General features: G+C 59.8%; 18 protein-coding genes and 3 pseudogenes. 14 read left to right on the forward strand and 7 right to left on the reverse strand.

Translation table 11 applies throughout. The features are described from left to right. Positions 1-152 precede the first annotated feature (152 nt). Both QCE48_RS16380 and QCE48_RS16385 read right to left on the reverse strand, forming a co-directional pair. Positions 153-1,022 carry a manganese catalase family protein gene (locus QCE48_RS16380; protein WP_309788507.1) on the reverse strand — a complete coding sequence of 290 codons (870 nt, stop codon included), beginning with the start codon at positions 1,020-1,022 and terminating at the stop codon, positions 153-155. 688 nt (positions 1,023-1,710) lie between these two features. Continuing rightward, entirely contained in the window at positions 1,711-2,019 is a 309-nt protein-coding gene (locus QCE48_RS16385) for a hypothetical protein (protein WP_309788509.1), read from the reverse strand. Between the two features lie 373 nt (positions 2,020-2,392). Between QCE48_RS16385 and QCE48_RS16390 the strand changes: the two genes are divergently transcribed. Beyond that, a complete protein-coding gene (locus tag QCE48_RS16390; protein WP_309788510.1) occupies positions 2,393-2,833 on the forward strand; it encodes an antitoxin Xre-like helix-turn-helix domain-containing protein in 441 nt (146 codons plus the stop codon). Beyond that, positions 2,830-3,309, forward strand: coding sequence for an RES domain-containing protein (locus QCE48_RS16395; RefSeq protein WP_309788511.1), 480 nt, complete (start codon positions 2,830-2,832; stop codon positions 3,307-3,309). Before QCE48_RS16390 ends, QCE48_RS16395 begins: the two co-directional genes overlap by 4 nt. Before the next feature lie 605 nt (positions 3,310-3,914). Here the strand turns inward: QCE48_RS16395 and QCE48_RS16400 are convergent. The 3 genes and pseudogenes from QCE48_RS16400 to QCE48_RS16410 form a co-directional block, all read right to left on the reverse strand. Continuing rightward, positions 3,915-4,094 (reverse strand): annotated as a pseudogene (locus QCE48_RS16400) (DUF6429 family protein); the annotation flags it as partial. Beyond that, positions 4,067-5,221, reverse strand: a complete 1,155-nt coding sequence (locus tag QCE48_RS16405; RefSeq protein ID WP_309788953.1) for a transposase — start codon at positions 5,219-5,221, stop codon at positions 4,067-4,069. The gene QCE48_RS16405 and the pseudogene QCE48_RS16400, both read right to left, overlap by 28 nt. A 324-nt stretch (positions 5,222-5,545) precedes the next feature. Beyond that, entirely contained in the window at positions 5,546-6,937 is a 1,392-nt protein-coding gene (locus QCE48_RS16410) for a DUF4158 domain-containing protein (RefSeq protein WP_309788512.1), read from the reverse strand. A 562-nt stretch (positions 6,938-7,499) separates the two neighbouring features. Here QCE48_RS16410 and QCE48_RS16415 point away from each other — a divergent pair. From QCE48_RS16415 to QCE48_RS16435, 5 genes and pseudogenes are all read left to right on the forward strand, one after another. Further along, a pseudogene (locus tag QCE48_RS16415) lies at positions 7,500-8,653 on the forward strand (YhcG family protein). Between the two features lie 545 nt (positions 8,654-9,198). Then, positions 9,199-9,507 carry a hypothetical protein gene (locus tag QCE48_RS16420; protein WP_062643788.1) on the forward strand — a complete coding sequence of 103 codons (309 nt, stop codon included), beginning with the start codon at positions 9,199-9,201 and terminating at the stop codon, positions 9,505-9,507. A 185-nt stretch (positions 9,508-9,692) separates the two neighbouring features. Then, positions 9,693-10,091: a TetR family transcriptional regulator gene (locus QCE48_RS16425; protein WP_309788513.1), complete on the forward strand. Its 399-nt coding sequence runs from the start codon at positions 9,693-9,695 to the stop codon at positions 10,089-10,091. Between the two features lie 77 nt (positions 10,092-10,168). After that, the gene (locus tag QCE48_RS16430; protein WP_309788514.1) at positions 10,169-10,468 is read left to right on the forward strand and encodes a hypothetical protein; all 300 of its coding nucleotides are present in this window, start codon (positions 10,169-10,171) and stop codon (positions 10,466-10,468) included. A 509-nt stretch (positions 10,469-10,977) separates the two neighbouring features. Continuing rightward, positions 10,978-12,174 carry a hypothetical protein gene (locus QCE48_RS16435; protein WP_309788515.1) on the forward strand — a complete coding sequence of 399 codons (1,197 nt, stop codon included), beginning with the start codon at positions 10,978-10,980 and terminating at the stop codon, positions 12,172-12,174. 246 nt (positions 12,175-12,420) lie between these two features. Here the strand turns inward: QCE48_RS16435 and QCE48_RS16440 are convergent, their stop codons facing one another. Beyond that, positions 12,421-13,263 (reverse strand): hypothetical protein, encoded by an 843-nt coding sequence (locus QCE48_RS16440; protein WP_309788516.1) that lies wholly within the window; start codon positions 13,261-13,263, stop codon positions 12,421-12,423. Between the two features lie 97 nt (positions 13,264-13,360). Here QCE48_RS16440 and tnpA point away from each other — a divergent pair, with 97 nt between their 5' ends. From tnpA to tnpC, 3 genes are read left to right on the forward strand one after another with little or no spacing between them, the layout of a single operon-like run. Next, positions 13,361-13,882 (forward strand): IS66-like element accessory protein TnpA, encoded by a 522-nt coding sequence (gene tnpA / locus QCE48_RS16445; RefSeq protein WP_404983400.1) that lies wholly within the window; start codon positions 13,361-13,363, stop codon positions 13,880-13,882. Beyond that, entirely contained in the window at positions 13,858-14,211 is a 354-nt protein-coding gene (tnpB, locus tag QCE48_RS16450) for an IS66 family insertion sequence element accessory protein TnpB (protein WP_250481241.1), read from the forward strand. The genes tnpA and tnpB overlap by 25 nt, the downstream gene beginning before the upstream one ends. Before the next feature lie 31 nt (positions 14,212-14,242). After that, positions 14,243-15,823, forward strand: a complete 1,581-nt coding sequence (gene tnpC, locus QCE48_RS16455; RefSeq protein WP_309788518.1) for an IS66 family transposase — start codon at positions 14,243-14,245, stop codon at positions 15,821-15,823. Positions 15,824-15,887: 64 nt separating this feature from the next. On the opposite strand, the pseudogene QCE48_RS16460 reads toward tnpC, so the two are convergent. Beyond that, positions 15,888-16,346, reverse strand: a pseudogene (locus tag QCE48_RS16460) (hypothetical protein); the annotation flags it as partial. 660 nt (positions 16,347-17,006) lie between these two features. Here QCE48_RS16460 and QCE48_RS16465 point away from each other — a divergent pair. From QCE48_RS16465 to QCE48_RS16480, 4 genes are all read left to right on the forward strand, one after another. Then, positions 17,007-17,534: a hypothetical protein gene (locus QCE48_RS16465; protein ID WP_309788519.1), complete on the forward strand. Its 528-nt coding sequence runs from the start codon at positions 17,007-17,009 to the stop codon at positions 17,532-17,534. 114 nt (positions 17,535-17,648) lie between these two features. After that, positions 17,649-18,905 carry an N-6 DNA methylase gene (locus QCE48_RS16470; protein ID WP_309788520.1) on the forward strand — a complete coding sequence of 419 codons (1,257 nt, stop codon included), beginning with the start codon at positions 17,649-17,651 and terminating at the stop codon, positions 18,903-18,905. Then, positions 18,902-19,798 carry a hypothetical protein gene (locus QCE48_RS16475; protein ID WP_309788521.1) on the forward strand — a complete coding sequence of 299 codons (897 nt, stop codon included), beginning with the start codon at positions 18,902-18,904 and terminating at the stop codon, positions 19,796-19,798. Before QCE48_RS16470 ends, QCE48_RS16475 begins: the two co-directional genes overlap by 4 nt. A gap of 8 nt (positions 19,799-19,806) precedes the next feature. Beyond that, complete coding sequence (locus QCE48_RS16480) at positions 19,807-21,756, forward strand: hypothetical protein (RefSeq protein ID WP_309788522.1); 1,950 nt, start codon at positions 19,807-19,809, stop codon at positions 21,754-21,756. Position 21,757 lies beyond the last annotated feature (1 nt).

Consider the following 21,757-nt stretch of genomic DNA (forward strand, 5'->3'; position numbering starts at 1 on the left):
GCCTTTCGATGTGATGGTTGGCATTGCTATGCTCCTTGCGATATTTGCTTGATCGTGGCCGGGCGGTACTCGCTCTGACGAAGCGCGGCGTGACCCGGCAGAACGCCGAAGCTGCCACCGCGATTTTCGGCGGCGGAATCGGCAGAGATGAATTACACCGTCTGGCCCGAACCGAGATCCGCGGCAGTCGTCGGATTGCTATCCGGGTCAGACGCGGTCCGTATTGCCAGCGCCTGCAGCGCCACTACGTCTCGTTGCGATACCTGCACCGTCGCCGTGCCATCACCGCCGTCGACGGCCGGTTGCGGATCTTCGACAAACTTCCAGTCGCCTCCTTGGTTCCAGGGACCGCGGCCGTCGTCGCCCTTCGACATGTTGAAGTAGACGCTCGTGAAGTCCGGATTGCCCGGCAGCTTGCCTTGCGGGAAGTTCGGTTGAATCGAGTGCAGCGCCTTCTCGAATGACTTCTGATGGGCTATCTCGCGCGTCATCAGAAAGCCGAGCGCTTCCTTGATACCGGGATCGTCGGTCACGTTGATGAGGCGCTCGTAGACGATCTTCGCGCGCGCCTCGGCGGCAATGTTCGAGCGCAGATCGGCTGTCGGTTCCCCTATGGTGTCGATATACGCTGCGGTCCAGGGCACGCCGGCCGAGTTGGTCAGCGCCGGGCCGCCGCCATAGAGCAGAGCGGTCGTGTGCGAGTCGTTGCCATTGCCGCTAAGCGACCGGTAAAGCTCAGCCTCCGATTCCACCGCTTCAGCCAGTTGCCCCTTGGCACGTTTATTAAGCATTGCGACGATCGAGCCGATGACTTCGAGATGGCTCAGTTCTTCTGTGGCGATGTCGAAGAGCAGGTCCTTGCGGCCGGGATCATCTTCAGCGACGGCCTGAGTAAAGTATCGGCAGGCAGCGGCCAGTTCGCCTTGTGGCCCGCCGAACTGCTCGAGCAGAAGATTGGCAAGGCCGGGACTGGGAGCGGCCACGCGGACAGTGTATTGCAGGCGTTTGTTGTGCACGAACATATCAAAAGCTCCTTTCAAGGCGAACGATTTCTTTGCGCGGTTAGCGCGCAATCAAATTTGCAAGATAATTTGGATCGCGCAGCGACCGGGAGGAACGCGGATGCGTCGTTTGCGGTCGTGGCTGCTGCGCGTCTCAGCGCTGAATCAGCCGCGCTGGCGTCGTGCGGCCGAGAAAGCCGCGTGTTGCGGGATAGTGGGCTGCTGTTTCGCTTAAAAGCTTGAGCGGCCGCGCGTGGTCAATTCAGCAACGCGCGTGCCATTCACGGCGCTGCGACCGGCGCGGATCCGATGCGGGCATGAAGCGGTCAGGGAGTTTTGCGAAGTGTGGACAGCACGTGCTCTCGCTCTGTGGTCGGATGGCGACGCAGCGCTCGTCGCGTCGATCCTGGCTTGAGCGTCGACGCTGGCACTGTTTCAGCGCTGCCAGGTACGACAGGATTCGACACCGTCGATCAGGCTTCCGAGTCTGGCTTGTTCGTTGGATGGCCGTGCTGGGACCCTGGTTCGACATCGGGGTCGAGGTGATCGTGCGCAGGCTGATACGGTCCCTGTTCGGGATGGGTTTTCCCTTCGGAACAAGGGAGGCGTCCATGGTGCGTGCTCCTTTTGTTCGATCGTGCCGTCGGGCTTCTGCTTCACGTCTCCATCACCGAGTTCTCTGCGGCGCTTGTCAGCGCGTTCTACCGCATCAAACGGCTCGGAATTCATGGCTGCTCCGCGGATCGTTGGTGTAGCGCATGCAGTAGCATTCCGAATGCCTGCGGAGAGCCAGGACGCTTGAAATACTTTGAGAAGTTCTTGTCCCTTCGACGTTCTTCGGCGCGGCGCGTGCCGCCGGCAAAACCTGGTCTTTCAGCAACGCGCAAGGCGGCCGCCGCGCGACGGCGGCATTGGCAACGTGTCTTAGCGCTTTCTGATCACCAACGTCCGCGGCAACGTACGCGACGAACGGCCGCGCGCTGACAGTTCGTTCGCAACCTCCTTTGAGCGCGTTCATGGCGTTAGCTGCCTTCACGAGTCCGCGCGCACCGGCGTCACTACTCATGGGCGATGCTAGGCGAGCCGCCGGGTCCATACGTGGAAAATCATTTTCCCAAGCGAAGTGACATAGTGCTTGACCGCCTCGGTGCCTTGGAGCGTCAAATGAGCGGAGACGTGGCGCGGCGAGCGACTAAGGGCCCCTGCCGCGACGCGGCGCGCTGATCTGCACAATTCATTATGAACCTTGGGGCGGTTAGGCCGCCCTCAACGGAGGCTGCCGACGATTCGATCGCGGAGAGAAATTGCGGGCTGGATAGGCGAGGGCGGAGGGCCCCGCCACGGGAGCTGCCAGTTTGGTGTAAAATGGATGCCAAATGGCAGGAGGTGCTATGGCGTTCAACGATGAAATTTCGGCGGATTCGTTGTTGGGCGGACGCGCGGTCCTGCCGCGCGCTCCTCGGTCCGGCCTTGAATGGGTGGATATCGTCCGTCACGGCATATCCTCGCAGGCGCTCGACTCGATGCTCAAATCCATCTCGCTTTCGCAATCGGAACTGGCGCAGGCGCTCGATATTCCGGAGCGCACCTTGGCGCGGCGCAAGCGCGAAGGAGTCTTCAGCCGCGAGGAGTCGGCCAAGCTGCTACGACTCGCGCGTGTCGCGGCGCGCGCGGCGGAGGTGTTTGAAGATCTCGATCTGGCAATCGGGTGGCTCAAGGCGCCGGCAGCGGCGCTTGGAGACGCCACTCCGCTCAGTCTTCTCGATACGGACGTTGGTGCCGATAGCGTGATGGATACGCTCGGGCGCATTGAGCACGGAATCTTTGCATGACGTTGACGGCATGGCGGGTAGTGACAGAACGGTATGCCGATAGCGCCTTTTCTGGCGAAGGCGCGCGACTCTTCGGTGGACGGTGGAATCCAAAAGGCGTCGCGGTCGTTTATACAGCACAGACACAATCGCTCGCGCTGCTCGAAATGCTTGTACAGGACTCGCCGCTGCGGGCGCGGTATGTGATGATTCCGGTCCGAATCCCTGAGATCCTCATCGAACGTGTAGAAGCCGCGAAGTTGCCGCCCGACTGGCGAGAGCTTAGTGCGCGGGCCGAGTTGCAACAAATCGGTGCGATGTGGGCGCAGAAGCGAAGGAGCGCGGTGCTTGCCGTGCCGAGCGCGGTCGTCCCTGCTGAAACCAACTATCTGCTCAACCCCGGTCATCCAGAATTTGTGCGAATCGCGCTTGGGGCGCGCGATGAATGGGAAACCGATCCGCGGTTGTTGCGGCGCGCCGCTCGGAACGACGCATGACAGAATGTTGTTGCTGCGTAGCCGACACTTGGAATTCCTAGCGGCAGGCGCACCGGTTACGTACGCGCCCTTAGTAGAGACGGGGCGAATGCTGATAAACGAGTGGAGTCGACACGGGGCGGGGAATTATCCGGACCTTCTGTACAAAGACGTACTTCGATTTATCCTAGAAGTCGAGCGTCTGGTACTCCCGATCGGTTTGAACAGGACGTGCTTTTTACCGCTCGAACGTTGGTTGAACAAGGTGGACCCGAAAGATCGCGATGTTTGGGGTAATCGTCCTTTTCGTGCGAAATCTGGCGGTTTGTTTCTAAATCACGTTTAACATCAAGCGCTTGTCTGACTGTCGGTATAGTTGAATCCTGTCCTTTTGATGCAAAATCCGGCGTTCTCGCGGCTCATCGCATCGCGTGTACGTTTGTACCGCGCCGTATCTGGGTTCCCCGGGTGCGCTTCCATCGACGAACATCATGCGATTAGCAGTCACGCCAGCGGCGTACGATCTCGAACTGCACGGCGCATCGAGGAGTTGCTTGTCGAAATTCCGTTTTCGCAGGGCCGGAGCGGTACTGCACGATCCGATTGTCGACGGGCAATGATGTTGTTTACGCCGGTTTGGCCTCGGATTCGGGGCTTGGCGAGCGCCCAAAGTACGTTGCGAACAACCGCTCCGCTTCCCGCAAGCCTTCGTCGGTCGGCCTCACCGATTTAGAGCGGTTGACGGGGTCGCGAACAAAGCCCTTCTCGTGCAAGCGGTTCAGCGCAGACCAGTCAAAGCTTTTCCAAAATGCGCGAAGTGCGCCGGTCCCAATCGCCGCAACCAGTCATCGTCAATCCCTTGCCCCTTCTTTTGCCAGGCGTCGAGGGTTGCCTGCATGCGCTGCGTGTTCCACGCAATCACCACGTTCGTTAGCAGCGTCAACGAGCCGGATATCGCGATCATTTCGTCGCGACGCCGTCCACGCTCTGGCGCGACCTTGCCGGTGTAGATCGCGCGCTGCAGCTGATGAACCGATTCACCGCGGTTGAGCAGCGTGTGCATCTCACGACGAAATTCCGTGTTGCTGAAGTAGTCGCACAGAAACAGCGTGCGTAGCAACCTGCCGAGACGGTCGGCGGCCCGAAATACGGGGTCGCCCTGCGCTGCGCTACCGAATCGCTGCAACGCGACAATAGCGCTCAAGCGTCCCGAGTAAATCGACGCGACGAGACGAAGCAGCTCGTCCCAGCCCTCGCGAATCGCCGTGTGGGAGCTCTCGTAGGCAACGACCGCCGCCAGTTTGCCGGAAGCGGCAACGCCTCTCGGCAAATATAGCTTGCGTTCCGAGAGGTTGCGCAGACGCGGGCAGAGGTCGAAACCAAGCAGCTTCGACACCGTCATCCCTACGTTCGTATATCCATGCGTGTCTACAGAAAGCCGCAGCAGTCCGACGTCATCACGGCTCTCGTTGTGACGCACTACGCCCTCGATCGCTACGCCTGCCTGGCGCTCGTTCAGAACGAACGGCTGGTTATAGACAATGCCGTGCTGGTCTAGCACGTGGGTGTACATGCCCACCGCATGGGTCCGTCGCCGCGGATCGACCCGGGCATAGAAGAGGTGCGGTGACGTATCCAGGCTCATTGAGTCGCTCGATGCCCGGCGCCCTGTACCCCAAAGTTCCGTAATGGCGTGCGTACGTTGAAATTCCACGACGCGCTCGTTGGCACGTGGCAGCCGACCTGGCATCTCGAGGGAGCGCATGGCCGTCGAAATGTGCGTTGGATCCAGTTGCGGAATCATTGCAGCGACGTTCTTTGCATCAACTTCCGTGCCGTGGGCGATCAGCGCGGCGTACAGCGCGATGAGTTCGTCTGCATTGCGCGCCTTGCGCGAAAGCAGCACTTCGCTGAAGCCTGTGTGGACGTCCATCTCGATGATCACGTCGGCGAACTGCGCAGTGCCAATTTCTTTGAATATCAGATCCCGCGTGCGTTTCGGTATGCCATCGGTCGGCAACGCTTCGATCGTCGTCAGATGCAGCGCGCCGTCGACGCCGATCGTTACGCGTCCTGCCTCGCGCGCTTCCTCCAGCGCTGCCAGACCAGCCTTCAAATGTTCCGTCAGCCGTTCGAGGAGAGGCTCAGCCGTTGCCGGCAAGCCAAGCGACGATAGGTACCGCTCTCGTTCCTTTTCCCACTGCACGGGTGGAATCAGCAACTGGTCACGCTCCCGGAACGACAAACTGTGGTTGATCTACACGGAACCGCGGCGAAGTCCCTTTCGCAGACCCGTGATTGCCGACGCTTCAAGCGCACGCAGTGCACGTGCCCGATCGTCGCCCTTGACTAGATCACGCCAGCCGCCACTGACCGGCACGTCGCAGTCGGACGGCAATTCGGTGGTGCCGCTATCATGTAGAGCGCCGATGAGATCGAGCTGTCGCAGGCTCGGTTCCGCATCCCGCCCGGCGAATTGCAACTCTCGTAACGGACCCAGTAAGTTGCGCATACGCAGATGATCGTCGGTAAGCGCTTCTCGCACGCTGGCTGCATGGCTCGTGGGTGGTTTGTCCGTGACATCACCAAGCAGCCCTGCAATCTCGGCGATGCGGTCTTCCGCCGGCCGTTCGTGATCCTGAACAAGCACCTTGATCTCGACCAACTTCTGCCTGTACTCGATTGCTGATCGTGCCTGTCGGACCGTGGTGCGGTCGTAAGCCTGCCGCACAAGATCGGAGACTCGACGCCCCGTTTGATAGAGCAGCGCGTCAGTCAGATCGAGCAGGGTCACACGCAGGAAACAGATCAGCTCGATTGTGCGGGTCGACGCCTTGAGTTCGCGAACCTTTGCAGGACGGCGCGCCTGAATGCGTTGTGCATACGCACGCTGCTTCTCGATTGGCATAGAATCAAGCGTCCACTCATGTGCGCCGAGCTCCTTGAGGAAACGGACCTTCGCGAGGGTTTCGATGAGGGTCGAAGGACTGTGACGGGCAGGGGGTGTTTTTAGCCATTCGAGAACGCTCATGCCGGAGGTTCCCTCTTTGGTAGCGAGGACGGCATCGGCACGTATCAGCTGCGTTTCCGTGACAGTCGCCTTGATCATGGCGAGCACGTCGCACTCGATGTCCGACCAAATGGAACGGCCGAGATCCCGCAGGGTCCGCTCGGCGGGTATCAGGATCCGCTGCTCATACAGCCAGTAATGGGCATGCTGGAACAGCTCGTCGAGCGTAATGGACTCGGTGGCATCTCGTCGCATCCATGCTTCGAGTTCCGCCCAATGGCCCGTCTCGATTGACCTCAGTCCGAGATATTCGCAAGCCCAGATCTGATGTTCGTACTGCGTCTTGTAGCGCTGGTAGAGCGTGCGAAGCGAGGCAATCGTCGGGGTAGGTAGGTCGAGCCGCTCACCGACGTACCGCAGCAACTGACGCGGCAAGGTGCCAACATGGTCAAGGGTATGGCCGCTCGCCCGCAGGAAGACCAACTGAATCGCGGCACCCGCGCGCCGGTCGCGCCGGAAGTGCGCGTTGATCGCGGCGACATCATTTTCGGTGAGCGCGAAGTGACGTTCAACATCAAAATTCGTCAAGCGGGTGGGCAGGCGATCCTGTCCCGCATAGCGAAGTTCCAGGCCCGGCATGTCCTGACTCCCCCGAAGCGGCGCGATCCAAATTCGCGGCTTGATATGTTACCGCAGGCGCCGTTTTGAGTTGACGACCACTGTCAGAAACGCCCCGAGAGCCCAGTAAATAAAGGGGTTGGGGTGAAACCGCCAGATTTTGCACGAAAAGGACGATTACCCCGTAACAGGCGAGTTCGCTGAATTTCGTGCTCCCTTCGGCTGGATCTCGAAGCGCCTCCGACGAGCTGCCTTTGTCCGCCTGCCGAGCGACCATCACCCGCGCGGCGCGGACCGCGGGCGCTGCGCGTAAAATACGAGGTCAGCCGCACACATTGGAACGGACTTGAACCGGTGCCAGCTAGCGAACGGTTCGAGGTCCGCTAGGATAGGCAATAAATAGCGGTAGAAAATTAGAGAGACTCGGGTGTACGGGATGGCCGCGTCCGGCGAAGTGTGGCGAGAAAGAGGCGTGAGGTGTGCGACGGTCGTTCATCGCGTATGCTTTCCAGCTTTGTGCACACTCAACATTGACGACCGATTGGCTCGCTCCCCTCCAAAAAGACGCGTGGAAACAAAAAAGATGACCGATGTGCTCGTGCCTGAAGGCGCCTACAGGGACACGCTTAGCGATGTGGTCGCGCTCCTGGAAGACGGCCGGGGTGCCGCAGCGCGGAGCATCAATGCACTGATGACTGCGACCTATTGGTTGGTCGGCCGTCGGATTGTCGAATCGGAGCAGGGCGGGCGGGGCGAGCTGAGTATGGGCAGGCGCTCTTGCAACGCCTGTCAGCGGATCTGACGAAGCAGTTTGGAAGGGGCTTTGGCGCTGACAATCTGGAACTGATGCGCCTCTTCTACCAGAGCTATCCGCCGAGCGAGATTACCGAATCGGTGATTCGGAAATCTGCGACCCGCGCCTCGCGAACAAAATCCGAATCACCGATTCGGAAATTCTCGCTCCAGCAGTTGGCTGAACGTTTTCCATTGTCCTGGACCCATTACGTGCGACTAATGCGACGGACGCGATCGCCGGAAGAGCGGTCGTTCTACGAAGGCGAAGCGCTGCGTGGTGGATGGAGCGTGAGACAGCTCGAACGCCAGATCGGCAGTCAGTTTTACACGCGCACGTTGATGTCCAACGATAAGCGCGCAGTGCTCGCCAAGGGCGCCGTCGCAGCTCCGGGCGACACGATGAAGCCCGAAGAAGCGATCAAAGACCCTTACGTTCTCGAGTTCCTTGACTTGAAGGACGAGTATTCGGAAAGCGACCTTGAAGACGCCCTCATCCACCGGCTCGAGGACTTCTTGCTTGAGCTGGGCGGCGACTTCACGTTCGTAGGGCGGCAGCGGCGATTGCGCATCGGAGACAGCTGGTTTCGTGTAGATCTGCTCTTCTTCCATCGACGACTGCGCTGTCTCGTAATCATCGATCTCAAACTGACCGAGCTGAATCATGCGGATGTCGGGCAGATGCACATGTACTGTAATTACGCGAAGGAACACTGGACACTGCCGGGCGAAAACCCGCCAGTCGGCCTGATCCTTTGTGCAAGAACCAACGAAGCGATCGCACGCTATGCGCTCGACGGCCTGCCCAACAAGGTGCTTGCCGCCGAGTACCACACAGTGCTTCCCGACGAAAAATTGCTCGCGGAGGAATTGGCGAAAACCCGTAGGGAATGGGAAGCGCAACATCCCATTTTGCTCGACGGAGGCGATCGCTCTCCGGACTGACAGACCGATAGCAGAGTTGTCATCTGCTCGCTGCTCCCAACGCATTAGTCGTTGGTCTCTTGGTCGGCCTAGCGCCACCGATCCGAAAACGCTCATCCGCGCGGCGCGAGATTACGAGGCGACGCAGGCGCAGTTTGCGATGGAGTGTGCCCTGGTCCGCGCTGCATTGATGGAGGCCGGCTACGGCTACGAAATCCCGGTAGTTGACGTCGTCGTCGATGCCTAGATGCCCTCGTTGCCGCGGCGCTCGCGGGTCGGGTTCCGAAGGCAGCGGTGGACGATTGCGTGCGACGCCTGATTCGCAATGCGGATTCGCTTCGGTGGTGGGGCGAGCGTTGCACACGCGCATGGAAGCCGCCGGGCCCTGAAAAAGAGGAAGGGTATCGGCCGATGCAGCGCTTGCGCTGCTCACGCCTTCGCGTGAGTCCGGCATGGCCCCATCGTTCACAGCCAAGGCCCCAAGGCCGGTTACGCGCCCGCATCCTTCCTTGACTTCTCGAGAGCCTCGATACGCTGGTCTCAATGGATCAGGAGATGCACAGCGTATGAAGACAATCGCAGTTGACCGAAAACATCACGTCCCCGCTACTTCGCCTGGCGTGCTCAAGCGGACCTCCCTGGAAGCTGACCGTGAACTCGCTCATTTACGGGAAGTGGTGACGGCAGTACGTACAGCATCAGCTCCCTTGCCGATAAGCGTTCGTTACTGGAAGGCACGCCTCCATGAGCTTCGCATCGCCTACGCGTTGCTTCCCGTCCAAGTTGCCCGGCTGTCTGCACTTGAGCTTGACGTCGAAGAGCTCGCACAGAAACAGGTGGACGTCGGCGCGAGCGACGAACTCCGCGTGGCGTAGATTCGTGGCGCCCATTGGGTTACTAGAAAAATCGATATGTAGTACATATGAGTACGATCGCTGGACTACCGAATGGACTCGCTCCGACGACGCTAGTCGCCAGTGGCAAGCCACCGCCATTAAATGCAAGCGTGATAATAACAATTATCACGCTTGAAAGCTTTGTAATATAAGTCTCGGGCACCGTGGAACTGACTCCGGACGCCTCCACGGCCACCCTTGAGCGCCGCGCGCATACTCCACGTGTATCCAGCATCGCGGGAGGCGACGACCATGAACGCAGAGCTCCCGGCGGGGCAAGCGTCGGTGCAGCCTGGAGGGCGGCGACACAGCGGTTTTCAACCTGTGGACTGTCGGGGGCCCGCGTCGACGCCATTGCCACGGCCGCGGATAGCAACGAGCGGATGCTCTATTACTACTTCCAAAGCAAGGGAGGCCTGTACGTCGCGGTCCTCGAGACGATGTATGCGGAATTCGCGCGTCATGGGGTGAGCCTTGACCTCGCGGGACTGCAGCCTGCCGCCGCGATACGAACGCTTGCGCTTTCATCTGGGATTACTTCCGGGCGAATCCGAGGTGGTTGAATCTCAGCAACAACGAAAATCTGCGTGAAGGGCGGTAGCTCAAGCGGTCGCCGAAACTGACCGAGGCGATTTCGCCCGTGATCGACTTGGTGCGCGCGACTTTGGCGCGCGGGGCAGCCACTGGGGATTTGCGGGCCGATGTGGATGCGCTGGAAGCGAAGCTCAAGGCGGTGCGCCTGGCGACGCCGGCTGCAAATATGCAATCAGCATCTCTTGACTTGCGACTCAGTCACCGCCTCGATGACCGACGGTTCGGCGTAGTTTCCCACGTCACGCTGGCCGCAATGGGTTACTGCCCGGTTTCCAATCGGTTCACCCTGAAAGTGTTTGTCGGACGGGACTCTTCCCCGGAAGTTACTGCCGCTGCCGACGCGTGATCGACGGACGACCGATCGGTCCGATACTGCCGACGAGTTCGCTCGCTGCTTCGCGATCGCTTCCCGGGCCTTGACCGGCGAGGCTGTCAAGATCGCCGCCGCGATGACGGTCAGGTTCTCCACCGGTAAGGCCTTCAAGGCGCGGTCAACGCGTCTTGACGTCTTGAGACTTCAGGCGTGGGCGAATGCACGCGGCCGGATCAGAACAACTGGCTCTCAAGCGGAAGCAGATTGGCCCAGTTTGACGGCCGTCAGTCGCTCGCGCCCATCCGGATGAATCGAGCGGATCATGACGCGCTGACCGCGCGCGTCACCTAAAATCTCGACGATGCGATCGCGGTAATGCGCCAGCGTGCCGCGTGACGGTTTTCGCTTCGTGCGAAGGCGAGTCGATGAGGGCATAAGCGAGCGGTAGCATGTGTCGCTTCGATTATGCCAAGCTTTCGCCTGCCGCGCGTATCCGTCGACGCACACCGGCACACCGACAACTAGGCCTATGGTGAAGTCGCATGCCAGCACATAAATGGACTTTCGCGCCTCGCTTCAGACGCTCGGCGTTCGGGTGGAGATCGGCGCTGCCGATCCAGCGTATCAAAGAAGCGATATCTGAAATCCGTTCTGCCGCACGCGTCGCCCCAGTGCTGGGCGCAGAGGGCGCAGTCCTGCTGCTCGAAAAATTGTCGCCTGCACTCGAGCAGGTTGACAGTTCCTCGGGCGCTCTGGGCAGCGCGGTCAATCGCGCAATCGATGTGCTGGTGCCGGTGATCGCCGCGGCCGACGTGCCGCAAGCGGTGCGGGACCGCTGGTTAGCACGGCTGTTCGAAGCGTTACAAGAGGATCAGATGCCGTACATCGAGAGTCTGGGCGAACACTGGGGCACATTATGTATCACGCCCGAGCTCGCTTCTCGATGGGCAGACCGCTTATTGCCGCTTACCCGGCATGTTGTGCAGGCGGACGAGTACGGATTTTTCGTCGGGACCATACCGTGTTTGAGCGCATTACACGCGGCCGGTCGCTTCGATGAGGTGCTGGAGCTTGTCAGTCATGACCGACTCAAATTCTGGTGGTATCGCCGGTGGGCGGTCGAGTCCCTCGTTTCGCTCGGCCGTCCCGGCGACGCGGTCAGTCTGGCGGAATCGAGCCGTGGACTCAACGCCCCGGAAGGCGACATCGCCCGGCGTTGCGAGGCGATTCTTCTTGACTGTGGGATGGCCGAGGAGGCTTATCAGCGCTACGCGCTCGCTGCCAATCGGGCAGGGACCTACCTTGCGACCTTTCGGGCAATCGCAAAGAAGTATCCCGATCGTGCGCCGCAAAGCATTCTTGCCGACCTCATTGAATCGGAGCCTGGCTCGCTAGGCAAATGGTTCGCCGCAGCGAAAGACGCGGGTTTGCTGGATATTGCGCTTTCGCTTGCGAAGAATCACCCGACAGACCCCAAAACGCTCACGCGCGCGGCGCGCGAATTTGCAGTGAAGCAGCCGTCATTCGCAATGGCCTGCGGACTGTGCGCTTTGCGATGGATGGATGCCGGCTACGGTTACGAGATAGCGCCTATCGATGTGCTCAACGCTTACGACGCGACGGTCAAGGCCGCGGCGGCAGCGGGCATTCCGGCGCCGGACGTGCAGGCTCGTGTGCGACAACTCGTCGGAGCGCCTTCCTCGATTATCGCGAAGGTGCTCGCAACAAAACTGGCCTGACCTCCGCACTGCGGACGCGACGAACCGGGCGGCTGCATTGAAGCCGACGCGCGAACCGGCTCCGGCCTGCCTGACCACTCCATGCCTTCGGTCCATTGCAGGAAGAACGGCCAGAAACGGCGGAATTCGCGCGTGGAGTAGGCGTGCAGTGCCGGGTAGTCCGCGAAACGCTCTCGCCCGACGCGCCCAAGGTCAGCAGACAGTGACAAAAGCCCAAGTGCATCATGCACGGGGCGGGCGGCCCAGTCAGAGCATTACTGCTTTGTGTAGTAGCTCGAGTGCCGTCAACTCGTCTAACCGACCGGTGCGCGCTTTGCCCGCCAGCGTCTTGAGCAGCGCTTCCGCTATTGGCGAGATACCTTCCAGACCCCGCAGACCTGTTGCCGAAGCCGGTGGAAACTCAGCGTTCGCGAGTGCGCGTGCCGGTACGCGGTCACCGTCGTCTTCCACGGCGTGTGCATCGGTTGTCGCGGGTTGTTCGGTCTCGTTCGTCGCGAAGGCCCCCGCCATCTTTACACTACTGATCTGAGGCTCGGTTAAAATCGGGGCCTGTTCACTCTCCGGGGTAGCCGACGGCGTCTCGCTTGCCCGCGGAGTAGGAGCCGATACGTTCAGTGCGCCGGCGTCAACGGTGGCTGCGCGAGACGCTTGCTCTTGAGCGCTCGCGCGAGCGCGTGACGCGGGCGCGAGTAAAACTGAGACGGACTCGGGAATTTCCGCTTCGGAACGCGACTGGTCCAACCAGCCAGTTGGCAAACCAAGCCGCTCCGTAAAGCGGTTCGCCTCTGCCTCGTCCATGCGCTTCTTGCCGTGCAGTCGATGCGCCATGTTGGATCCGGTCATACCCATGACGAGACCGAGCTTGGCTTTCGAACCGTTGCGCTCGGTGAGCACATGAAGGTTCGCGCGTCGGATGCTCTCGACCGTGGCGCCATCGTGGAGGCTCAATTGTTGGGGCGATGCTGCTTCGATTGTTGCGCGTCGACCGGAAGCGGTTTTTGCAGCGGCTTTGCCGGTTGTCTGCTTGCCCAGTTGAGCTTGACCGGTCTTCGCATTGCTATGCGGGTTCTTCGCTTTCTGAGATGGCATTTTTGCATCCTCGGACGCACCGTCCGCAACAAACGTAAGCGGTCAATAAAAGACGCCCTTCCATCTAGGGGCAGAAGGTCAGAAGCTAGGTGTCCACGTGGACACCTGCACACTGACACTGATGACAGAGAACAAAGACCTCAAGAGCCGCCTGGTGATTGGCGCGAAACGCGATGGCCGTCGCGAGTATGACGAAGCCGCACGCGACGAACTGGTCAGGATGTGCCTGAAGCCCGGCGTGTCTATCGCGCGCACGGCCATGGAACATGACGTAAATCCGAATCAGCTTCGCAAGTGGATCACTCGTTACCGTCAGCAGCGAATGGCGCAGGTTCAGCAGAACTTGGCATCAGGGGTCGCAGACGGCACGCTGATCGATACTCCGACATCGGTGCCCTCGAGCGTGGCGCCGGCATTCATTCCAGTTGTCACCGCGCCATTGGCACCGCCCGATGTGACTCAAGAGCGGTCGCCGCCCCTGCCGTCGATGGTCGTCGCACTTCATGTGCGGCTGCCGAATGGCGTCGAGTTCGAGCTGGGCAACGCGAGTCTCGAAGAACTGGCGACGATCGTCCAGATGCTCGGGAGGCTACCGTGTTCCGGTTCGACGATGGGCTGAAGGTCTACGTTCACCGCGATCCCGTTGACTTCCGGATGGGCATCAATGGTTTGTCGATCCTCGTCGAGCAGGCGATGTCGCTAAATCCGCTGGACGAGGCCTTGTATGTGTTCGGCAACCGACGTCACGATCGTATCAAGATTATTGCCTGGGATGGCAATGGGTTCTGGCTTCTCCTGAAGCGGCTCGAAGGTCATGATCGCTTTGCGTGGCCCAACGATGCGGCCGTCGTGATGCTGAGCACAGAGCAATTACGCTGGCTTCTACAGGGCGTGGACCTCGCCGCCATCAAGAAGCACCCAAAGCGATATTACGCCCGTGTGAGCTGAACATCGACGCAGCATGCCTGTCTAACCGGGCATGCCGATCAATGTCACGATCACTGCCGAGGAACTGAAGGAGTTGCTCGCCGCACGCGACGCACTTGGTGCCGTTCAGCAGGAGCGTGACGAACTGCGCGGCACACTACGGCTGGTGACAGCGGAGCGGGATCTCGCGGAAGAGCGGTTGCGAGCGTACAAGCGCGAACTGTTTGGCGCGTCTAGCGAATCGCGCGAATCGGACCAGCTTGGTCTGTTCAATGAAGCCGAAGCGCTCACGGTCTCCGGCGGACAGCCCGCGCAGGAAGATACGGCAAATACAGCGGTGTCTGCCCACACACGCAAGAAGCGCGGCCGCAAGCCGCTCGATCCGAGCCTGACACGCGAGGTCGTCCGGCACGAGCTGCCCGAGTCCGAGCGCTTCTGTGGTCACGATGGCCACGCGCTCGTGGAAATCGGCGTTGAGACCAGCGAGCAACTCGACGTGATTCCAGAGCATATCCGCGTCATCCAGCATCAACGCGTCAAGTACGCTTGCCCCTGTTGCGATCTGGGTATCAAGGTAACGCCGCCACCACAGCGGATCATTCCGCGCGGCCTGTTTACCGAATCGGCACTGGCGTGGATCATCACCGGCAAATACCAGTTCGGCATGCCAATCTATCGTCAGGCCGGGCTCTTGCGACGCTTCGGCGGCGACATCTCGTCGAACACGGTTGCCGTCAGCGTTGTGCGGGTTGGGCTTGCGACCCAGCCGGTGATCAACCTGATGCGCGACACGTTGCTCGAAGCAGATCTGATCTATGGTGACGAGACGACCTTCCAGGTGCTCAAGGAGCCCGGGCGCCGACCGCAAACAAAGAGCTACGTCTGGGCGCAAATGAACGGTTCGGGACCGCCCATCCGACTGTTCACTTACACGCCCGGTCGCGGTGCAAAACACGCCGCGCAACTATATGCGGGCGTTAAATCGGGGGCTGCGTTGATGACCGATGGATATGAGCTGTATAGCGGCATCGCGCACGACCATCAGCTCGTCCATCTTGGTTGTTGGGCTCATTCAAGGCGCGCGTTCGTCAAGGCGGAAGATACGGTGCCCAAAGCCGCTCGCACTCCGGACCTTCTGTCAACTCGCTTCACCAGCCTCATCGGCAAGCTGTTCGCGGCTGAGGCGCGAAGTGCGAAGTGGAGCGCCGTTCGCCGGCTGCGATTACGCCGCCGCTATAGCGCTCGCGTGCTCGCCGTCATCGAGCAATTGTTGATTGAGCATCTGCCTGCCGTCGTGCCGGGTAGCATGCTGGGCAAAGCGCTGCAATATCTGAATCGGCAGTGGCACAAGCTGAGCCGCTACATTGAGAACGGCGACTATCCAATCTCGAACAACGCGTGTGAAAACGAGATTAGGCCGTTCGTCGTTGCACGCAAGGGCTTCCTGTTTGCCGATACGGTTTCCGGCGCGCATGCGAGCGCGAATCTTTACTCACTGGTCCAGTCGGCAAGAGCCAACGGTATCGATCCGTATCGATACCTCACGTGGCTACTCCGAGGCCTGCCGCTCGCGCAGACCGTCGACGACTACGCCGCGCTTCTTCCTTGGAATATGCCCGCCGAAGTGAGGTAAGTCATTGCCCAGTTCAACAACCCTGATGGGCGTCGTTAATTGACCGCATACCAACAAACAACTGTTTTTGTGTGACTGGAACGGCCGGTGCCGATGCCGTCAGCGTCTTGGCGTCGTCGTCCACGTCGTCGTCCGTTCGAACAAACTCGAGGGGCGATTTCAAGCGAGCAATGAGTTCCGGCGAAAGGGCAGGGTAGGGCTGATCGAAAAACCCATGAGGCAGACCGAGCGTGGTCTCCATGTGGAAGGCAGTCTCGGGCGTGAATCTTTCGCCCTTCGTAAGCTCCGCGACACGCGATAGAGTGGAATCCAGCGCCAACGCGATATTCTCAGCGCCGACCGCATTGACCAAAAACTGAAACGACCGCGTCTTGATGATGGAGGCCGTCGCAGCGGGCTCTTTAGAAGGCGGCTGAGAGGACGTACGGTTGCGGGAGGAGGAATTGGGTTTAGACAGGTGATGAGGCTGTCGGCTGTTCGCCTTTTCTCGGTACCCCGCATTTCGCCCGCGGGTCTGACTCATAGCTTTAGCTCCAGTGCGGCGCGTTGACTTTCCACTCCGAATTATAAGCGAGGGATGGTCAGCTGCCGCAATGCGAAAAGCTGCTGGAAACCCGTCTCGGCAGCCGATAGCGCAGCGTCATGATGGTGGGGACGGTCGCGTCCTCGGCCATAGCTGACATTGAAGTCAGTTGCGTTCAACGTCGTCAACCAGCGATTGCCGACGTTGGCGGCGTCACGCGGCAGGACTGCAACTACGTACGACTGCAAACTCACACTCACGACCTGAAGTGGCGAAACGTTCGTGAGACATAGGAGCCGGTGTAGACGTGTTGCAGGCGGCCCTTGATGCACGGATTTAGCCGACGCAATGTCAAACGGCCGGGTAATCGCTCGCATCGCTGTATCACTTTAATGATGGTGTTGGGAGACGTCACAAGCGCAAAGCAAGGCGTCCGACTGACCGACGCTCGCCGTCGAATCCGCTCTTTTGACGAAAGAATCAGCGTGATCGGGATGCGTTTCTGCTGCGCACTTCGTTTCCCGCGACTAATGCCTCAGGGCGTACGGCCGACTACGTCTCGTTTGTGGGCTGCAGCGTCTGACGTGCGTCGGATGCTTGCGCAGGAAGCACACGCTAAAGTATCATAATGATACGAACGAGAGCTTGTGAACCAATACCGTGAACCCTGAGCAATTCCGTTCAGTGCAGGCCGAGCTGGGGTGGACCCATGCCCAGACAGCTCAGCAACTAGGTCTCGCAGAGATCAGCGTCAAGCGAATTGCGACGGGTGCCCAAGTCATCACAGAATCGACGGCACGGGTGCTTGTCGCAGCGCTGCTGATACATCGTGAGGGTATGACAGCGAAATTTCAGAAGCTGCTTGACGCGTACCATCGCAACCCCACGCCCGTGAGAGGCGACATGGAGGTGGCGGTGAGAAAGACGACGGATCAAGAAGTTGCGATATGCACAGAGGCGCCTGAAACCGTTCGCATCCCGGCGCAAAAACTGAAGGTAGGACATGTGCACGTTTTTCAGAATCAAGATCGAAGTTGGTCGTTGGAGCGTGTGCGCGAAATTTATGAGATCACAGAAGGAGCTGACGGCATCGTAAGCGTTGGACTTGGTCCGACTGGACATGCGTGTCGCGTGTTCTTTCGCAGACAGTGGGTTACCATCACGCGCGCGTCGGCCGACGCCCCATAAATTAGTAGCTTGCGAGATCATTTGCCTGCGCGCAATCGTGCGTAAGTGCGGTAAAAGGCTTGACAACAGCATTCTCGATTCAGCGACCCTCAACGTTACTAGCCTGGAGTTTCGATGCTTTCCCCACAATCTGACCTCTCGCGACCGAGTGCGACTGCCGATAGCTGGGGACGTTACTACACTGCGGAATGGGTAAGCACGAGTCTTGTGACCGCGATACAGGCGCGGCGCCCGCGACTCATTGTGGAACTGGGCTCGGGGCGGGGTGCGCTTGCATCCGCGGCCCGGGACAAGTGGCAGCGGGCGCAGGTAGTTACGGTCGATGTCGACCATGGTGCGACGTCGCTCACAGATGCATCGGTCGCCGGCAAGGGCAGCTTCAGGCATCACGTCCATGACGTCCTTGATGACGATCTGGCCGAGCGGATCGGATTGTCGCTCGGCAGCGTCGACGTTGCTGTTTGTAACCCCCCGTACGTCCGCCCGCGTTGGCGAAAGAGTTTCGGTCGTATCCTGGAGGACGCCGGTCTGTCTGGGTCGCTGAAATCGATACACGATGCGGGTGCTGACCTGCTCTTCATTGCGCAGAATCTGCGTTTGCTTAAGCAGCACGGGGCGCTTGGCCTAATTCTCCCTGACGGTCTTATCGCTGCCGGAAAGTTCGAAGGCGTGAGGCGCGCGCTGTTGCGTGAGCACCGCGTTGAGCAGGTTGTGCAACTTCCGCGGCGCGTATTCGCCGGCACAGAGGCGCAGACGTACCTCGTTGTGCTCGCCAAGAAGAGTGGCGAAACATCGACCGTGACGCTCCGTCAGATCAGCGGCGCAGGCGTCATATCGCCGCCCCTTCCGGTTCCTTCCGAAATGGCTCAGCGCCGTCTCGATTATTCCTATCACGCCTCATCCTGCGCGCGTCGCATGGATCACGGCAGTCGCCGGGGGCAGAAAGTTGGCGACGTCACGCTGGCTGTCACCCGCGGCACATTCAGCTCACAGCAGATCGCGCAGTGCCCGTGGCCGGTCTTCCATCTCGGAGACTTCGTCGCGGGCGACCCCGTTGTGCCGAAACGCTTTCGGCTCAGTCAGCGCACGCTCGGCGCGTTGCCGCCGAGGACGAAATTATCGATGCCGGGTGACATCCTCGTCGCCAGGATTGGCAGAAACCTTCACGAGAAGGTGGCAATTGTCGAACACGGGCCATGTGTTGTCAGCGACTGCGTTTTCACACTACGTGTCAGGGAAGAGGCTCGTCAGGCCGTGCTGGCATTTCTTTCGAGTAAGGCTGGACGGCACGCGCTCGATGTATCGGCACACGGGGTCGGAGCGCGATTTCTTTCTTCCTCGGATCTGATGGACCTGGAGATATCGCGATGACTCTGCTCCCGGCTGAGGGAAGCGCTGCGGGCTTTGATCAGCTTGCACTGGAAAGGGCTGTTCGCTCGCTCTGCAAGGTCGGCATCCGCCGGGCTCCGCTGTCCCTGGAGCGGGTGAAGTCATGGATGAAGCAGTTTGAGAGCCCGAGCGAGAAGTCCCTTGCATGGTTGATTCTGCGGCATCTCGTTTACCGGACGGGCGAACAGCTTGAGTCGAGTCTCAGACAGGCGCTCAAAGACGCGGCAACGCACTTTCTTCGATCAGCAGACGTGGGTGAGGGCATGCACTGGCGAGATGCTTTGGCCGGCCGCATCGAGGGCCTGAATTTTTATTGCGGCCCGCCGGACGTCAACGGCGTAACCAAGCCGGGCAAGAGTGGTGAAGTTGTCACGCGCATCGTGAACCGGAACTACGGCATCGAGAAATACTATCCGCACGACGTGTCCCAGTTCGAGCCGGATGAACGGTACCTTGTTGTCGATGACGGAGCGTATACGGGTGTTCAGCTAGCTTCGTTCCTCGAGGGCTGGCGCAACGACTATTCGGACGGCAAGGTGGCGATCGTCGTCGGCCTCGCGCATACGCGGGCGATCGCTACCCTGCAACAGCGGTTTCCTTCGGTTCCCCTGTTTTACGGGGAATTGATGACGGAGAAAAATTCCCTGCAATCGCTGAGCGAGCAGTGGATCGTCGATGGACAATGGGCGCATCCGGAGGTCACGCCTGGTGACGTGTACGCAGATATCTGTCGCAGGCGAGGGCCTTTCGGTTCGGCAACTGAAGGGTTTGGTTCTCTTGGATTGATGGTGGCGTTTGAACATGGGGTGCCCGATGACTCGCTGCACCTCTTATGGAGCAAGTCGGCCAACTGGACACCACTGATTGAGCGATGAGCGGGAAAATGACGATTACAGACTCTTCCATGTTTGCGAAGACTCGTGCTGAAGAACATGACGCCGATGTATGGGGCGAGTTCTTCATGCCGCCGTACTTCGACCAGTTGCGGCTGAAAGTCGCGACGAAATCGACATACATAACGGGCAAGCGTGGATGCGGAAAAACCATGTTGCTCAAGTATTTCGACTATCACACGGCTTTTTCCCCGAGGCGAACCGACATTCCCCCGGACGAAATACAGCACGTCGGAATCTATTGGCGCGTCGATACGCAGTTCTGCAGCTCAATGAAGCATCGCGGCATCGACGATGCCGAATGGGCCGTGGTTTTCGACGGCTACTTCGCGCTGGTGATCGCGGTCGAACTCATCCGGGCCGTGCGCGCAATAGCGACAAGCGCTTTCGCCGGGTTCGACATCGCGCGGTTCAACCATCTGGTCCTACCGAGCGCCTGCGATTTCGTCGCGGACTTTCCCACCTCCGCGCGTGAGCTGATGACGCATCTCGAAAAGGTGCGTCGTGGCTTCAGCACGTGGGTCTCGAATGTCCAAGCGGTCAAACGTCCGTTGCTGCCGCCCGGGCGGGAGTTCATCGCGGCGCTGGTCGATGACCTGCGCGCAACGCCGGGTCTTGAGGAATTATGCCTGCACGTCTACGTCGACGAGGTCGAAAACCTCGTTGCCTATCAGCGACACGTCCTGAACTCGTTTCTAAAGCATAGCCAGCGCCCGCTGGTCGTCAGCTTCACGTCGAAAGAGCATCCCACGGACAATCAGACGTCCGGACCGGAGTCGATCAATGCGACGCACGACTACCGCCTTCTGGATCTAGACAAATACCTCGAACCGTCGGCTCGTCCGCTGTTCTTCGCCGAAGTTTTCCTGGGCAATCTCGATATCGCGGCCGGCGCTGACGATAGCGACCTGTTGCAGGTTGTGCGCTCCCCCGACAGGTTGAGTGAACGTCTCGATACGCGCTATCAGGACCGCATTCTGCAATCGATGCGCGAGCGGTTTCCATCAAAAACGGAGAAAGAGTTTGCGGCGGACGCGATTGAAGACGCACGTATCCAACCGAAACTAAGGGAACGCATCGAAAAGGCACTGCGTCAGCGTTCCAGCAAGCTCTCCGCCGATGATTTCCTGGCAGTCAGCGACGTACCCGATGCGCTCGCCGTCATGCCGGCACTGCTGAACAGAAAGTCTCTCACGCCGGAGCAGATTCAGCGTGAGCTGAAAGCATATCGCGCTGATGGCTCTGGGTCGTTCGGCTCGACCTGGATTCACAACAACCTGTTTGGCGCGCTGCTTGAGCTGTATCGTCCATATGGAAGGGAATGCCCGCTGTACAGCGGCTTCGAGACACTGTGCACGATGGCGAACAACAACCTGCGCAACTTCCTGATCCTGTGTTACAAGACGCTGGAAGTTGCTGAGCTTCGAGACATCGAGAAGGCGCCGTATCCGGTCGACGTCCAGTGCCGCGCAGCATACGATGCGGCGGAACAGCTGATCCGCGAAATCAAGACTTTCGGTCCATCCGGTGAGCAGCTTCGCGTATTCACCTTGCGACTGGGCAGCATTTTTCGAGCACTTCAGGCCAGCCCCGCCATGAGCGAGCCGGAGCAGAATCAGATCACCATCAATTCTGGCGCGCGCGCGCTGAACGCTGACGAGCGCCGCTTCATCAGCGAGTTACTGAAATACGCAATACTCATCGAGCAGCTCGAGACGAAGACAAAAGGAAACGTCGGGCAGGATATCGTCGACTACCAGCTCAATCCCATCTATGCGCCTTATTTCCAGATCAGCTACCGCCGCAAGCGCAAAATCGATCTGACCGTCGAGCAGTTTCATACGCTAGCGATGGGCACCGAAGGCGACTTCCGTGACCTTGCCCGTGTCTTCTCGCGCAATCTTCCCGATACAGAGTCCCACCAACTCGATCTGCTGTGAC

Origin of the sequence: Caballeronia sp. LZ024 (assembly GCF_031451455.1) — a bacterium.
Classification (GTDB): domain Bacteria; phylum Pseudomonadota; class Gammaproteobacteria; order Burkholderiales; family Burkholderiaceae; genus Caballeronia; species Caballeronia telluris.

What these genes read in the sequence shown, in the direction of transcription:
- QCE48_RS16380 (WP_309788507.1), bottom strand. Translation starts at nt 1,022, where the DNA reads ATGTTCGTGCACAACAAACGCCTGCAATACACTGTCCGCGTGGCCGCT.
- QCE48_RS16385 (WP_309788509.1), bottom strand. Translation starts at nt 2,019, where the DNA reads ATGAACGCGCTCAAAGGAGGTTGCGAACGAACTGTCAGCGCGCGGCCG.
- QCE48_RS16390 (WP_309788510.1), top strand. Translation starts at nt 2,393, where the DNA reads ATGGCGTTCAACGATGAAATTTCGGCGGATTCGTTGTTGGGCGGACGC.
- QCE48_RS16395 (WP_309788511.1), top strand. Translation starts at nt 2,830, where the DNA reads ATGACGTTGACGGCATGGCGGGTAGTGACAGAACGGTATGCCGATAGC.
- QCE48_RS16405 (WP_309788953.1), bottom strand. Translation starts at nt 5,221, where the DNA reads ATGGACGTCCACACAGGCTTCAGCGAAGTGCTGCTTTCGCGCAAGGCG.
- QCE48_RS16410 (WP_309788512.1), bottom strand. Translation starts at nt 6,937, where the DNA reads ATGCCGGGCCTGGAACTTCGCTATGCGGGACAGGATCGCCTGCCCACC.
- QCE48_RS16420 (WP_062643788.1), top strand. Translation starts at nt 9,199, where the DNA reads ATGAAGACAATCGCAGTTGACCGAAAACATCACGTCCCCGCTACTTCG.
- QCE48_RS16435 (WP_309788515.1), top strand. Translation starts at nt 10,978, where the DNA reads ATGCCAGCACATAAATGGACTTTCGCGCCTCGCTTCAGACGCTCGGCG.
- QCE48_RS16440 (WP_309788516.1), bottom strand. Translation starts at nt 13,263, where the DNA reads ATGCCATCTCAGAAAGCGAAGAACCCGCATAGCAATGCGAAGACCGGT.
- tnpC (WP_309788518.1), top strand. Translation starts at nt 14,243, where the DNA reads ATGCCGATCAATGTCACGATCACTGCCGAGGAACTGAAGGAGTTGCTC.
- QCE48_RS16470 (WP_309788520.1), top strand. Translation starts at nt 17,649, where the DNA reads ATGCTTTCCCCACAATCTGACCTCTCGCGACCGAGTGCGACTGCCGAT.
- QCE48_RS16475 (WP_309788521.1), top strand. Translation starts at nt 18,902, where the DNA reads ATGACTCTGCTCCCGGCTGAGGGAAGCGCTGCGGGCTTTGATCAGCTT.
- QCE48_RS16480 (WP_309788522.1), top strand. Translation starts at nt 19,807, where the DNA reads ATGACGATTACAGACTCTTCCATGTTTGCGAAGACTCGTGCTGAAGAA.